This is a genomic window from Streptomyces laculatispora, assembly GCF_017353455.1.
In the GTDB taxonomy this organism is placed as follows: Bacteria; Actinomycetota; Actinomycetes; order Streptomycetales; family Streptomycetaceae; genus Streptomyces; species Streptomyces laculatispora.
In genome coordinates this window covers 1-13,230 of sequence record NZ_JAFMPZ010000279.1, presented here as the reverse complement: position 1 = coordinate 13,230, position 13,230 = coordinate 1, and the positions used below count along the sequence as shown (strand labels likewise).

The following is a 13,230-nucleotide window of genomic DNA, read 5'->3' as shown; positions in this document are numbered from 1 at the left end:
CCGCTGCCGTGCGGACCGTCGAGGGCGGACACCATCCGGGGATGCCGCCGGGCGACTTCGCCCACCGGGACCCGATCACCTCGTCCACCCGCGGCGACATCCAGTCCGGCGGCTGACTCGGTACCGCCCGCCGTGCGGCCCGCATGCGCGTTGCGCCCTGCGCAATGACCGATGCGAGTCTTGCGCCGCCCGTCGGGGAAGGCCACTGTGGCTGACACATCCGACGCAGCCGACCCCACGAGGTGCCTCGCATGACCACCCCCACCAGCCGCCGCACCCTCCTCGGAGCACTCCTGGCGGGCGGCGCCCTCGCCGCAGCCCCCTCGCTTCCCCGCTCCGGACATCCGGGGCGGACGCCGCGCACCGCCGAGGAGAGGGCGCGCAGGACCGCGACGCTCTTCCTCGGCACCTATACGTCCACCACCCCGGGCGGCACCGGTATCGGCGTCGCCTCCTACGACCCGGCGGCCGGGACGGTCACCGACCGCACCGTCGTCACCGGCGTCGAGAACCCCTCGTACCTCGCGCTGCACCCCTCGGGCGGCACGCTCTACGCCGTCGACGAGCAGGAACAGGGCGGCGTCACCGCGGTGGCGCTCGCCGGCGACGGGACCTTCCGGGTGCTGGGGACGCGGGCCACCGGGGGTGCGGGCCCCTGCCATCTCTCCGTCCACCCCGGCGGGAAGTGGCTGTTCAGCGCCAACTACACCTCCGGCAGCGTCGCCGTGCACCCCCTCGCCGCCGACGGATCGGTGGGGGAGCGCACCGACCTGGCCGCCCACACCGCCCCCGCGCCCGGACCGGGCCAGGGCGGCCCGCACGCCCACCAGATCGTCACCGCCCCGGACGGGGGCCACATCCTCGCCGTCGACCTGGGCAACGACACCGTGTACACCTACCGGCTCGACGAGGACCGCGGCACCCTGGAGCAGCTCTCGTACGCCGCGCTGCGCCCCGGCGCCGGACCGCGCCACCTCACCTTCCACCCCGGCGGCCGCTACGCCTACCTGGCCTGCGAGGTCGACAACACGGTCGTGGTCTGCGGCTACGACCCCGCCACCGGTGTGCTGACCCCGGGCACCCCGCAGTCCACCGGAACGGGCAGCGGCACCAGCTACCCCGCCCAGCTGCTGGTCACCGGGGACGGCCGCTTCGCCTATCTGGCCAACCGCGGCCACAACAGCCTCACCAGGTACGCCGTCGAGGACGGCGGGGCCGCGCTGCGGCTGCTGGACACCGCCCCGGTGGGCGGCGACTTCCCGCGGCACATCGCCTTCTCCCCGGACGGGGCGCTGCTGCTGGCCGCCAACCAGAAGTCCGGCACGGTCACGGTGTTCCGGGTCGACGGGGAGAACGGCGCCCTGGAGTCCGTGGGAACGCCGTTCGCGGCCCCGGCGGCGGTCTGCGTGCTGCCGCGGTAGCGGTCGCCCCGGCGAGGTGGCGCCCGTCCGTTAGGGTCGTCCCCGAGCCGCGGGGTTCCCCGCCGCGGTGACACGCACCATGGAGGCACCGTGCGCTTGAGAGTGGAGTTCACCACCGAGCCCTTCGATCTCGACGAGGCACCGGCCCACGCGGTCGTGGCCCGCGAGGTCGTCCAGTCGGCCGACCTGGACGCCGTGGACGTCGGCCCCTTCGGCAACACGGCCGAGGGCGGCGCCGACGAGGTGCTCACCGCGGTGGACTCCCTCCTGCGCAAGGACCTGGCATCGGGTGCCACTCGGGTCTCCCTCCAGGTCAATGTGATCGCGGAGGACTCCAAGTGACCGAGCCCGCGGACCACCCCCTCGTCGCCGCGGTCAAGCCGCTCGTGGACGCCATGGGCGCCGAGTTGCTCGGCCCCGAGCAGGCGCTCCCCGACGATGTTGTGCTGGCCTGGGAGGGCCTGGACGTCATAGCGGTCCGGCTGCCGCAGCTCTCGGACTCGCTGGACCACATCCTGGCCGCCATGGAGCGCCGGCATGGCATGCCGCTCGCCGAGCTGGACCGCAGGACCAAGCAGGAGGTCGTACGGACCCTGGAGGCACGCGGTGCCTTCTCCGTTCGCCATGGCGTGGAGACGGTGGCGGGGGCCCTGGGGGTCAGCCGGTTCACCGTCTACAACTACCTGAACAGGGATATCGGGCCGAAGAGCGAGTAGTTGGGCCCGCGGACGGGTGCGGTCCGCGCAGCGTGACGGAAGGCCGTCGTCCGGATCATCCGGCGACGGCCTTTTACATGAACGTAGTTTCAACAAAGTGTTGACGTGGTGTTGTGGAGGGCGTTAGCTATCCGCAGCCCGACCGACGCACAGCGAAAAACAGCCACGGAGGCTCCCGTGACTTCGAGCTCCACACCGGGCCTGGCCCGGTTCAACACCCTGGCGGACCACGAAGCGGCCGCCGCACTGCACGAGGTGTGTGCCAGTGCGGCCTGGGGGAGAGTGATCCTCTCCGGGCGCCCCTACGCCACGGCGGAAGCCCTGTTCTCCGCGAGCGACGCCGCCACGGCGGCCCTCGACGCGGAGGACCTGGCCGAGGCCATGGCCGGTCACCCGCCGATCGGCCGCCCGAAGCCCGGGGACCCGACCTCCTCCCGCGAACAGCGGGGGATGGCCGGCGCCACCGAAGAACTCAGGGCCGAGATGCTCGAACTCAACCTGGCCTACCAGGAGCGGTTCGGACATGTCTTCCTGATCTGCGCCACCGGGGCCACCGGTGAGCAGATGCGCGACGCGGTGAAGGCCCGGTCCGGGAACTCGCCCGAGCAGGAGCGCGGACATGTGCGCACCGAACTGGGCAAGATCAACCGCATCAGGCTGACCCGTCTCGTCACAGAAGGAGAGTGAAGGTCTTGAGCACCTTCGCCGCCGCATCGGTGTCCACCCACATCCTGGACACCAGCATCGGCCGCCCCGCCGCGGACGTCGCCATCTCGCTCGCCGCCCGCACGGGCAGTGACGCGCAGTGGGTGGCGCTCGGCGGCTCGGCGACCGATGCGGACGGGCGCTGCAAGGACCTGCCGGCCCTGCCGGAGGGCACCACCCACGTACGGCTCGACTTCGAGACAGAGTCGTACTTCGCCAGCAAGAAGCAAGCCGAGGCGCAGCAGGACGCCCCCCGCGTAAGGGACAGCGGTGCGTTCTTCCCGGAGGTGGCGATCACTTTCGCCGTCACCCCGGGCGAGCACTATCACGTACCGCTGCTGCTCAACCCGTTCGGCTACTCCGTATACCGAGGGAGCTAGCAGACACATGCCCACGATTCTCGGCCAGAACCAGTACGGCAAAGCAGAGAACCGCGTCGTCAAGATCACGCGGGACGGCGACACCCACCACATCAAGGACCTGAACGTCTCGGTCGCCCTGTCGGGTGACATGGAGGACGTGCACTACTCCGGCTCGAACGCGAACGTCCTTCCCACGGACACCACCAAGAACACGGTGTTCGCGTTCGCCAAGGAGCACGGCATCGAGTCCGCCGAGCAGTTCGGCATCCACCTGGCTCGTCACTTCGTGACGAGCCAGGAGCCGATCAAGATCGCCCGGATCCGGATCGAGGAGTACGCCTGGGACCGCATCGCGACCTCCGGCGGCAACTCCCAGTTCATCGGTGCCGACGAGGTCAAGCACTCCTTCGTCCGCAAGAACCAGGAGATCCGCACCGCTCAGATCACCTACGACGGCGAGTCGTGGCAGGTCATCTCGGGTCTCAAGGACCTCACGGTGATGAACTCGACCAACTCCGAGTTCTGGGGCTACGTCAAGGACAAGTACACGACGCTCAAGGAGGCGTACGACCGCATCCTGTGCACCGACGTCTCGGCCCGCTGGCGCTACAACTGGACCAGCGACGAGCAGCGGATGCCGAACTGGGAGAAGTCCTACGAGCAGGCGCGCAAGCACATGCTCCATGCCTTCGCCGAGACGTACTCCCTCTCGCTCCAGCAGACCCTGTACCAGATGGGTTCGCGGATCATCAACAGCCGCAGCGAGATCGACGAGATCCGGTTCTCGCTGCCGAACAACCACAACTTCCTTGTGGACCTTGAGCCGTTCGGCCTCAAGAACGACAACGAGGTCTACTTCGCCGCCGACCGTCCTTACGGGCTCATCGAGGGCACCGTGCTGCGTGACGGCATCGAGCCGCAGATCCCGGTCGATCTGACCAACCTCTGACGCGGCGCCGCGCCGGTCCCCGTCCGTCCACAGCGGACGGGGACCGGCCGACCCGGAGGGAACTCCCATGGCACAGCCTGTACTTGGGCCTGCGGCAGCAGAAGGTCCATGTCCCACCCAGCCGGACGGTCCGATCCATCCGGTGGACGAAAAGCTTGCCCCGTCGCGGCTCCTGCCCGCCGCGCTCCAGCACATCGCCGCCATGTACGCGGGCGTCGTCACTCCTCCGCTCATCATCGGGCAGGCCGTCGGCCTCGACCCGGCCGGCATGACCCGGCTGATCGCCGCCAGCCTCCTCATCGCCGGCTGCGCCACCCTCCTGCAGACCCTCGGCATCGGGGGCTTCGCCGGCAACCGGCTGCCGTTCGTCAACGCCGCCTCGTCCGCCGGGATCGCCCCGATGCTCGCCATCGCCGAGACCAGCGCGCCGGGCCACCAACTCCCCGCGATCTACGGGGCGGTGCTCGTCGCAGGCGTGTTCTGCCTGCTCATCGGTCCGTTCTTCGGCAGACTGCTGCGGTTCTTCCCGCCGCTCGTCACCGGGGTCGTCATTACCCTCATCGGCGTCACCCTGATGCCGGTCCCCGTCTCCTGGGCGCAGGGCGGCGACAAGACCGCGGCCGGCTTCGGCTCGACGAAGTACCTTGCGCTGGCCGCCTTCACGCTGGCCGTCATCCTGGTCATCCAGCGGTTCGGCCGCGGGTTCCTCAAGCAAGTCGCCCTGTTGATGGGGCTGTTGATCGGTACGCTGGCCGCCATCCCCTTCGGCCTCGCCGACTTCACCGCCCTGCGCTCCGCGCCGCTCGCCGCACTGCCCACCCCCTTCGCCTTCGGCGCACCGGAGTTCCAGCCTGCCGCGATCCTCTCCCTCTGCATCGTGATGCTCGTCCTGATGACCGAGTCGTCCGCCGGAATGCTGGCGCTCGGCGAGATCTGCGACCGGCGCACCGACGGCCGGACCATCACCCGCGGACTGCGCACCGACGGCATCGCCACCCTCATCGGACCGGTCTTCGGCGGCTTCCCGACCAGCGCCTTCGCGCAGAACGTCGGCGTGGTCTCCCTCACGAAGGTACGGAGCCGCTACGTCGTCGCGGCAGCCGGCGGCGCCCTGCTGATCCTCGGCGTCTTCCCGGTGCTCGGCGCGGTCGTCTCGCTCGTCCCGATGCCCGTGCTCGGCGGCGCCGGCATCGTCCTGTTCGGCTCGATCGCGGTGAGCGGCATCCGGACGCTCTCCGAGGCCGGGCTCGACGACAGCTCCAACATCATCCTGGTCGCCGTCGCGCTCGGCGCGGGCATCATCCCGCTCGCCGCGCCCGGCTTCTACGCGGGGTTCCCGTCCTGGGCACAGACCGTACTGGGTTCCGGCATCAGCGCCGGAGCGCTCGTCGCGGTCCTGCTCAATCTCTTCTTCCACCATCTCGGCACCCACAGCCGCACGGCCGTGGCACTCAAATCCTCCTAGGGTCCTGCCGTGCCCACATCGTTGATGAGAGAAGGAAGCACCATGGCAGCACAGGCAGCGCCCGAGCGCGTGGAACGCATCGTCATCGAGAACTGCTCGATCGCGACTGTCGACGCCGACGACACCGAGTACGCCTCGGGCCATGTCGTCGTCGCGGGCAACCGCATCGAGTCCGTCGGCGCCGGCCGGGCACCGGAGGGTTTGGAGAACGTCGTACGCCGGATCGACGGCACGGGCCATCTCGTCACGCCGGGGCTGATCAACACGCACCACCACTTCTACCAGTGGATCACCCGCGGCCTGGCCACCGACCACAACCTCTTCGAGTGGCTGGTCGCGCTGTACCCGACCTGGGCGCGCATCGACGAGCCGATGGTCCGCGCCGCCGCGCAGGGATCGCTCGCCATGCTGGCCCGCGGCGGCGTCACCACCGCGATGGACCACCACTACGTGTACCCGCGGGGCTCCGGCGACCTGTCCGGCGCGATCATCGGCGCCGCCCGCGAGATGGGCGTACGGTTCACCCTCGCCCGCGGCTCCATGGACCGCAGCGAGAAGGACGGCGGACTGCCGCCGGACTTCGCCGTGGAGACCCTCGAAGGCGCCCTGACCGGCACCGAGGCGACCATCGACGCGCACCACGACGCCTCCTTCGACGCGATGACCCAGATCGCCGTCGCGCCCTGCTCGCCGTTCTCCGTCTCCACCGAACTCATGTGGCAGGGGGCTGAGTTGGCCCGCCGCCGCGGAGTTCGGCTGCACACCCACGGATCGGAGACCGTGGAGGAGGAGAAGTTCTGCCACGAGCTGTTCGGCATGGGCCCGACCGACTACTTCGAGTCGACCGGCTGGCTCGGCGACGACGTGTGGATGGCGCATTGCGTCCACATGAACGACTCCGACATCGCCGCCTTCGCCCGCACCGGCACCGGCGTCGCGCACTGCCCGTCCTCCAACGCCCGGCTCGCCGCCGGCATCGCCCGGGTCCCGGACATGCTCGCCGCGGGCGTCCCGGTCGGCCTCGGCGTCGACGGCACCGCGTCCAACGAGTCCGGCGAGCTCCACACCGAACTGCGCAACGCCCTCCTCATCAACCGCCTCGGCCCGCACCGTGAACGGGCCCTGAACGCCCGTCAGGCCCTGCGCCTGGGTACGTACGGCGGCGCACAGGTCCTCGGCCGCGCCGACCAGATCGGTTCCCTGGAGCCCGGCAAGCTCGCCGACCTGGTGCTCTGGAAGCTGGACACCATCGCCCACGCCTCCATCGCCGACCCGGTGACCGCCCTGATCTTCGGCGCCGCGGCTCCCGTCACCCTCTCCCTCGTCAACGGCAAGCCCGTCGTCGAGGGCAACCACCTCATCACCGTGGACGAGGACACCATCGCCCGCGCCACCCGCGACGAGGCCCGCCGCCTCGCGCAGATCGCCGCCGGAGCCTGACGCCCGGCGCCCCCCGACAGGCCGGCCGAGGGGGACGGCCCTCGACCGGCCGCCGTGGACCCGAGCGGGGCCCACGGCAACCGGTACGGGAGGCGCGTACCCATACGTACGCGCCTCCCGTACCGCTGAACCCAAGCTGCCCGCACCAGCTGCACGACCTGCACCAACGCTCCACCTCCCTGATACCCACGTCGCCGCAGACGTGTACCCGACCGGAGGAACCCCCGTGGCAGCTACGCCCAGGTTTCGCAATGACGCAGACGCAGCACCCGGCCCCGACGGCATTTCGGAGCCGGTCCAGGCCGGCCGGAGCCATCCGGTCGACGAGACACTTCCCCCACTGAAGATGTTCACCAGCGGCCTCCAGCACGTGGCCGCGATGTACGCGGGCGTGGTGGCCCCGCCCATGATCGTGGGTCCCGCCGTGGGGCTCAGCCCGAAGGAGACCGCCTTCCTGATGGGGGCGAGCCTGTTCACCGCGGGCATAGCCACCCTGCTCCAGACCCTCGGCTTCTGGCGCATCGGCGCCCGGCTGCCGTTCGTCAACGGCGTCTCGTTCGCCGGGGTGACGCCCATGGTGGCGATCGGCAAGGACCGGGGACACGACGGCATCGCCGTCATCTTCGGCGCGATCATCGTCGCGAGCCTCCTCGGCTTCGTCCTCGCCCCCTACTTCTGCAAACTGGTCCGATTCTTCCCGCCCGTCGTCACCGGCACCGTCATCACCCTGATCGGTGTCTCCCTGCTGCCGGTCGCCTTCAACTGGTCCCAGGGCGGCAACGCCATGGCCGACGACTACGGTTCCACCACCAACATCATCATGGCGGCGGTCACCCTGGTGATCGTCCTCGCGCTGAGGAAACTGCTCCGCGGCTTCCTCCAGCAGATCGCGATCCTGCTCGGACTCGTGGCCGGCACCCTCATCGCGATCCCGGTCGGCATCACCGACTTCGGCGCCATCAAGGACGCCGACGCGGTCGGCTTCCCCACCCCGTTCCACTTCGGGGCGCCGCAGTTCGAGATCGCCGCGATCGTCTCGATGTGCATCGTCATGCTGGTCTGCATGACCGAGTCGACCGCGGACATGCTGGCACTCGGCAAGATCGTCGACCGTCCGGCCGACGAGCGGACCATCGAGGGAGGTCTGCGCGCCGACACCCTGGGCAGCGCCATCAGCCCGCTGTTCAACGGCTTCATGTGCAGCGCCTTCGCTCAGAACATAGGGCTGGTCGCGATGACCAAGGTCCGCAGCCGCTTCGTCGTCGCCACGGGCGGGGGCATCCTCATCCTGCTCGGCCTGTTCCCGGTGGCCGCGTCCGTCATCGCGCTGGTACCGCTGCCGGTGCTCGGCGGCGCCGGCATCGTGCTCTTCGGCTCGGTCGCCGCGAGCGGCATCCAGACCCTGGCGACCGCCGCCCTCGAGAAAGGCGAGAACGCGCTGATCGTGGCCGCCGCCGTAGGCGTGGGCCTGATACCGATCGCCGCGCCGGACTTCTACCACGCGTTCCCGAAGGACCTGCTCGTCGTGCTGGATTCCGGGATATCCACCGGGTGCGTCGTGGCGATCGTCCTCAACCTCGCCTTCAACCACCTGGGCCGCAAGGCGGAGGCCGAGGAGGATGCCGGGGCGGTGAACGAGGAGACGGTCGGCGTGGCCTCGGTGGGCGCGCGCTGACGTAACGTCACAGCGCCGTGGCGCGTACGGACCCGCCCGCGAGGGGGAGCCGTACGCGCCACAGCCGTGCCCGGGATCGTCAGCCGATGTGGAAGCTGTCGCCGTACACCTTCCAGTCGAGCGGCGGGTTCAGGTTCAGATTGCCCTTCTTCAGGAAGACCCGCTGGGCGGTGTCCACCCGGCTGGTGTCCGAGTGGGCCTCCTCCTGCTGCATGGCCCAGACCCGCGCGTCCAGGAAGGCGTTGAGGTAGGTGACCTCGTTGCCGCCCTGGGCCGGCGGCTTCGCCTTCGCCAGCGCCCGCTTGCGGATGCTGCTGAAGCTCGTACTGTCGCCGCCGTCGCCGTGCATGACGATGGCGTCGTAGTACGCGAACTGGCCGAGCGTGCCCAGTCCGTCGCTCTTGCCCCGGCTGACCGCCGGGTCGAAGTACACCCGGTCGCGCTCGTCGTTCTGCGCCTGCTGGAACGCAGGATCGCCGGCCGCGGTCTCCCAGGCCTTGGTGAAGCCCGGGTCGAGTCCCTTGTGCGAATCGGTGCCGTCCACCTTGCGCAGGGCCGGCAGGTACTTCGCGAGCGGGTTGCCAGGATCCCGCTTCGTGTACAGCTCCACGAGGTCGAGCATGTCGCCGGTTCCGGAGCAGAAGCCGATGATGCCCGCGGTGTAGCCGCGGCCGTCGTCGATGTCCTCGATGTACCGGTACTGGGACTTCCAGTCCAGCGAGGAGTTCTCCGCGCTGGAGACCAGTTGCATGGCGATGTCCTTCTTCGCCGGATCGTCGAGCCCGGTCGCGGCGGCCTCCTGGTGGTGGACGGCCGGCGGCGCGGGTGCGGTGCCGGCGAAGGCGGTGGCGGGAACAGCCGTGAGCGTCAGCCCGAGTGCGACGAGCGCGACGCGCAGGGTACGGGTGTTGCGACGTGCGGCGCGCTTGTGGGGAGCGTTCACCAGTCCTCCAAGGGAGTTCGTCGTTCCGATCCTTCTGTTAGGAAGCTTTCCTATCAGAGTCGAACGACTGTCGTACACCCCTGCGACGCATATGAGTTGGGAATGGCCCGGGAGAAACGCGCACGCCCCGGACCGGGCACGCGGGCGCCTGGTCCGCGACCAGGGAACGGAGCGGCCGGCCGGCTACGTACTCTCGATCCGGTAGCTGTCGCCGTACACCTTCCACCTCAGTGGTGTCTCCAGGCCGAGTCTGCCCTCGCGCATCGCCGCGACCCGGGCGTCCAGGAACGCGTCGAGATAGGCCGCCTCGGCCCCGCCCCGCGAGGGGGCGCGGGCCTTCGCGAGCGCGTGCCGACGCATCGTACGGAAGCCGACCGTGCCGTCCGCGTCGCCGGACCCGTGCATCACATAGGCGTCGTAGTAGATGAACTGGCCCAGCGCGCCGAGCCCGTCCGCCTTGGCCTGTGCGACCGCGGGGCCGAAGTACGACGCGTCCCGCTCGGCGTCCTGCGCCGACCGGAAGGCCGCGTCGCCGGCCGCATCCGCCCATGCGTCGGTGAACGGGCGGCCGAGCCCGGTGTGCGCGTCGGTGCCCTCCACCGCACGCAGCGCGGGGCGGAACCGCTCCAGCGGATTCCCGGGCCGGGCCTTCGCGTACCGCTCGACGACGCGTCGCATGTCGCCGGTTCCGGAGCAGAAGCCGATGATGCCCGCGGTGTAGCCGCGGCCGTCGTCGATGTCCTCGATGTACTTGTACTGGGACTTCCAGTCCAGCGAGGAGTTCTCCGCGCTGGAGACCAGTTGCATGGCGATGTCCTTCTTCGCCGGATCGTCGAGCCCGGTCGCGGTGGCCCCCTTGCCGTACGCGGTGTCCGGTCCGGCCCCCGAGCATCCGGAGAGCACGGCCGCGGCCATGACGAGGGCGGCGGCCGATGCGATCAGGGAACGCGTGCTGAGCTTCACCGCTCCAGCCTGCCAGGCCGGGGGAGCGGTCCTCACCCATTCACGGAGCGCTTCATCGGCTGACCGGCTCACCGCCTGCCCCCGGGGCCGGGTGTCAGCCGCCCGGCTGCCAGTCGGGGCGCCGGCCGCTCCGGGCGACCGCCCGGTCCAGCAGCGGCGCGTCGTCCGGCACCGGGACCGGCGGGCCGAACGGCGAGCCGGCCGGAGGGCTGTCGCCCAGGGCGGCCAGCAGCGCCAGCGTGGAGTGCAGATGCGCCTCCTGTGCCCCGAACGGCTGCCCGGTCGACCTGGCCAGGTCCCAGCCGTGCAGCACCAGCTCGTTCAGCCCCACCATGCCCGCCACCTCACCCGGCAGGTCCACGCTGCCCGCCCGGCTCATGCCCTGCCAGGCGTCGGGGGAGCGCCAGGCGATGACCATCTCGTCGAGCGCCTCGGGCAGCGTGCTGCGCCAGTCGTCATCGAGCACCATCTCCGCCACCGAGGGCGCCGTGTCGGTCGTCGGTCCCAGCTCCTTGTGCGCGGCGTCGCGGAAGGCCACGGCGAGCCCGCCGATGTGGGCGAGCAGGGCGCTCACCGTCACGCCGGAGCAGGGGGTCGGTGCGGACAGCCGCGTGCCATCGACTGCGTCGAGCAGCCCGGTGATCTGCCGGGCCGCGGGTCCCAGATCCTGCGGGGGAGCGGTCTTCGTCTCGTTGTCCATACAGTGCAGACTCCCCCGGTGCCCCGAACTCATCGCCCGGCGACACGCCAGGTGCCCCGGACTCCTCGCTCAGCGCACCACGCGCCCGCGCAGGACGATCCGGCTCGGGTGATCCAGCACCGCCGGATCGGTGGTCGGGTCGGTGGCGTACGCGACGAGGTCGGCCGGGGCCCCGTCCACGAGTCCGGGCAGCCCCAGCCAGGCCCGTGCCGTCCAGGACGCCGCACCCAGCGCCGCCTCGGCGGACAGTCCGGCCCGTGCCAGCCAGGACGCCTCGCCCGCGACCGTTCCGCAGGGGAAGGAGTCGGTGCCGGCCAGCACGGTGACGCCCGACTCGGCGGCGGCGCGCACATGGGCGAACATGGTCTCCCAGCCGGCCAGCCACAGATCGCGCCGCACGCTCGGCTCCCGTGCCCGCATCGCGTCCACACCCCGGCCGAAGGCACTCAGCGTCGGCACGAAAGCGGTGCCCTGCGCGGCCATCCGATCCAGTAGCGCCGGGTCCAGATGCATCCCGTGCTCCAGGCTGTCGGCGCCCGCCAGCACGGCGTTGCGGCTGCCCTCGGCGGTCTGGCAGTGCACCGCCACCTTGCCGCCGGCCGCGTGCACCGCGCTCACCACGCAAGTCAGCAGCGCGAGCGGCAGAGCGGGCTCGTCCGCGCGCCAGTCGCCGATGACCTTGCACCAGCCGGAGGACGCGGCCGCCTCCTCCACCGCGGCCCGGACGAGGTCCTCCTCGCTGACATCCCGGCCGAAGCCGGGAAAGAACCGGCCGGGCGTGGCGAGCCACCGCCCCGCCGACGTCACCCGGGGCAGCTCCGGGTCCTTGTGCACCCAGGAGGGCATCCGGGCGGCCGTCCCGGGAGTGCGCACCGCGAGCACCCCGGCGTCCCGGTGCTGCTCCAGATGCCGGCGCAGCAACTCCTCGTCGAACGGGATGTCCAGCCCCTCGGCCCCCGGATGCGTATGCACGTCGACCAGACCGGGAAGCAGCCAGCCGCCGTCGACGGCGGTCTCGGCGTGCCGCCCGGCGAAGCCGCCGGGCGGCATCCCCGCCCGCAGCACCTCTCCGTCGATCCAGAACGCCCGCTCCTCGCGTTCGGGGAGCACCACACCTCGTATGCAGAGCATCGTCCGACCGTACGTCAGCCGGCCCCGCCCCGGCCGGAGTCCGATCGGGGTGCGGTGCACACCGGCACATTGCGGAACGTTCCGCTCCGTCCTCTTGTCGGCGACCCCCACGCCGTGCGATACAGGTCTGGACCATTGCTGCCGGACGGAAGGCAAGACCGTGCAACGCCCCCACGCACCCGCCGCGTTGGCCTGTTCCGCCGCCCTGCTCCTCGCCGCACTCACCGCCTGCGGCTCCGAGGCCGAGGCCGACACCCGCAGCCCCACGACGCCGCGCGGAGTGACGGTGCAGGCCGGCAGTGCCACCTCCGCGCACGTGATGTGGGAGCCGGCCACCGACGACAAGGCCGTCACCGCGTACGAGATCTACCGCAAGGGCCAGAGGGTCAAGACCGTCCCGGCGCCCCGGGTGATGATCGACGTCGACGGGCTGACCGCCTCGACCGCGTACACCTTCACCGTCCGCGCCCGCGACGCCGCCGGGAACCTCTCCGCGCCGAGCGCCGCCGCGTCCGTCACCACGCCCGCCCCGACCCCGGCGGACCACGAGGCCCCGACCCGGCCGGTCAGGCTGCGCGGCAAGGCCGACGGCAGCCGGGCGGCGACGCTGTCCTGGGGCGGCTCCACGGACGACGTCGGCGTCACCTCGTACGACATCTACCAGGAGGGCTCGCGCATCCACAGCGTGCCCGGCGCGCAGACCACGGCGCGTCTGACCGGGCTGCGGCCCGGCACGGTCTACACCTTCACCGTCCGCGCC

At 71.0% G+C, this 13,230-nt stretch carries 14 protein-coding genes and 1 pseudogene; 11 read left to right on the top strand and 4 right to left on the bottom strand.

What is annotated here, in order from left to right; translation table 11 throughout:
* The 10 genes and pseudogenes from J1C73_RS34910 to J1C73_RS15455 form a co-directional block, all read left to right on the top strand.
* Positions 1-116 (top strand): annotated as a pseudogene (locus J1C73_RS34910) (GntR family transcriptional regulator); the annotation flags it as partial.
* A 135-nt stretch (positions 117-251) separates the two neighbouring features.
* The gene (locus J1C73_RS15495; protein ID WP_207316884.1) at positions 252-1,421 is read left to right on the top strand and encodes a lactonase family protein; all 1,170 of its coding nucleotides are present in this window, start codon (positions 252-254) and stop codon (positions 1,419-1,421) included.
* Positions 1,422-1,511: 90 nt separating this feature from the next.
* Positions 1,512-1,763: a YkoF family thiamine-binding protein gene (locus J1C73_RS15490; RefSeq protein ID WP_207316883.1), complete on the top strand. Its 252-nt coding sequence runs from the start codon at positions 1,512-1,514 to the stop codon at positions 1,761-1,763.
* Complete coding sequence (locus tag J1C73_RS15485; RefSeq protein ID WP_207316882.1) at positions 1,760-2,137, top strand: helix-turn-helix domain-containing protein; 378 nt, start codon at positions 1,760-1,762, stop codon at positions 2,135-2,137. The genes J1C73_RS15490 and J1C73_RS15485 overlap by 4 nt, the downstream gene beginning before the upstream one ends.
* 177 nt (positions 2,138-2,314) lie before the next feature.
* Positions 2,315-2,824, top strand: a complete 510-nt coding sequence (uraD, locus tag J1C73_RS15480) for a 2-oxo-4-hydroxy-4-carboxy-5-ureidoimidazoline decarboxylase (RefSeq protein ID WP_207316881.1) — start codon at positions 2,315-2,317, stop codon at positions 2,822-2,824.
* Between the two features lie 5 nt (positions 2,825-2,829).
* Positions 2,830-3,222 (top strand): hydroxyisourate hydrolase, encoded by a 393-nt coding sequence (gene uraH, locus J1C73_RS15475; protein WP_207316880.1) that lies wholly within the window; start codon positions 2,830-2,832, stop codon positions 3,220-3,222.
* Positions 3,223-3,229: 7 nt separating this feature from the next.
* On the top strand, positions 3,230-4,153 hold the full coding sequence (gene pucL / locus J1C73_RS15470; RefSeq protein ID WP_207316879.1) for a factor-independent urate hydroxylase: 924 nt from the start codon (positions 3,230-3,232) through the stop codon (positions 4,151-4,153).
* 67 nt (positions 4,154-4,220) lie between these two features.
* On the top strand, positions 4,221-5,618 hold the full coding sequence (locus J1C73_RS15465) for a nucleobase:cation symporter-2 family protein (RefSeq protein ID WP_207316878.1): 1,398 nt from the start codon (positions 4,221-4,223) through the stop codon (positions 5,616-5,618).
* Positions 5,619-5,660: 42 nt separating this feature from the next.
* Complete coding sequence (locus J1C73_RS15460) at positions 5,661-7,058, top strand: 8-oxoguanine deaminase (protein WP_207316877.1); 1,398 nt, start codon at positions 5,661-5,663, stop codon at positions 7,056-7,058.
* A 226-nt stretch (positions 7,059-7,284) separates the two neighbouring features.
* The gene (locus J1C73_RS15455; protein ID WP_372446690.1) at positions 7,285-8,733 is read left to right on the top strand and encodes a nucleobase:cation symporter-2 family protein; all 1,449 of its coding nucleotides are present in this window, start codon (positions 7,285-7,287) and stop codon (positions 8,731-8,733) included.
* 79 nt (positions 8,734-8,812) lie between these two features.
* Here J1C73_RS15455 and J1C73_RS15450 read toward each other — a convergent pair whose 3' ends face one another.
* The 4 genes from J1C73_RS15450 to J1C73_RS15435 form a co-directional block, all read right to left on the bottom strand.
* Positions 8,813-9,676 (bottom strand): chitosanase, encoded by an 864-nt coding sequence (locus J1C73_RS15450; RefSeq protein ID WP_307797699.1) that lies wholly within the window; start codon positions 9,674-9,676, stop codon positions 8,813-8,815.
* 183 nt (positions 9,677-9,859) lie between these two features.
* A complete protein-coding gene (locus tag J1C73_RS15445) occupies positions 9,860-10,639 on the bottom strand; it encodes a chitosanase (protein WP_307797698.1) in 780 nt (259 codons plus the stop codon).
* 94 nt (positions 10,640-10,733) lie between these two features.
* On the bottom strand, positions 10,734-11,339 hold the full coding sequence (locus J1C73_RS15440) for a TIGR03086 family metal-binding protein (RefSeq protein WP_207316876.1): 606 nt from the start codon (positions 11,337-11,339) through the stop codon (positions 10,734-10,736).
* A 69-nt stretch (positions 11,340-11,408) separates the two neighbouring features.
* Positions 11,409-12,470 carry an amidohydrolase family protein gene (locus J1C73_RS15435; RefSeq protein ID WP_242644219.1) on the bottom strand — a complete coding sequence of 354 codons (1,062 nt, stop codon included), beginning with the start codon at positions 12,468-12,470 and terminating at the stop codon, positions 11,409-11,411.
* Between the two features lie 160 nt (positions 12,471-12,630).
* Here J1C73_RS15435 and J1C73_RS15430 point away from each other — a divergent pair.
* Positions 12,631-13,230, top strand: a 600-nt coding sequence (locus J1C73_RS15430; protein WP_207316875.1) for a fibronectin type III domain-containing protein, incomplete at its 3' end; no start/stop codon positions are given.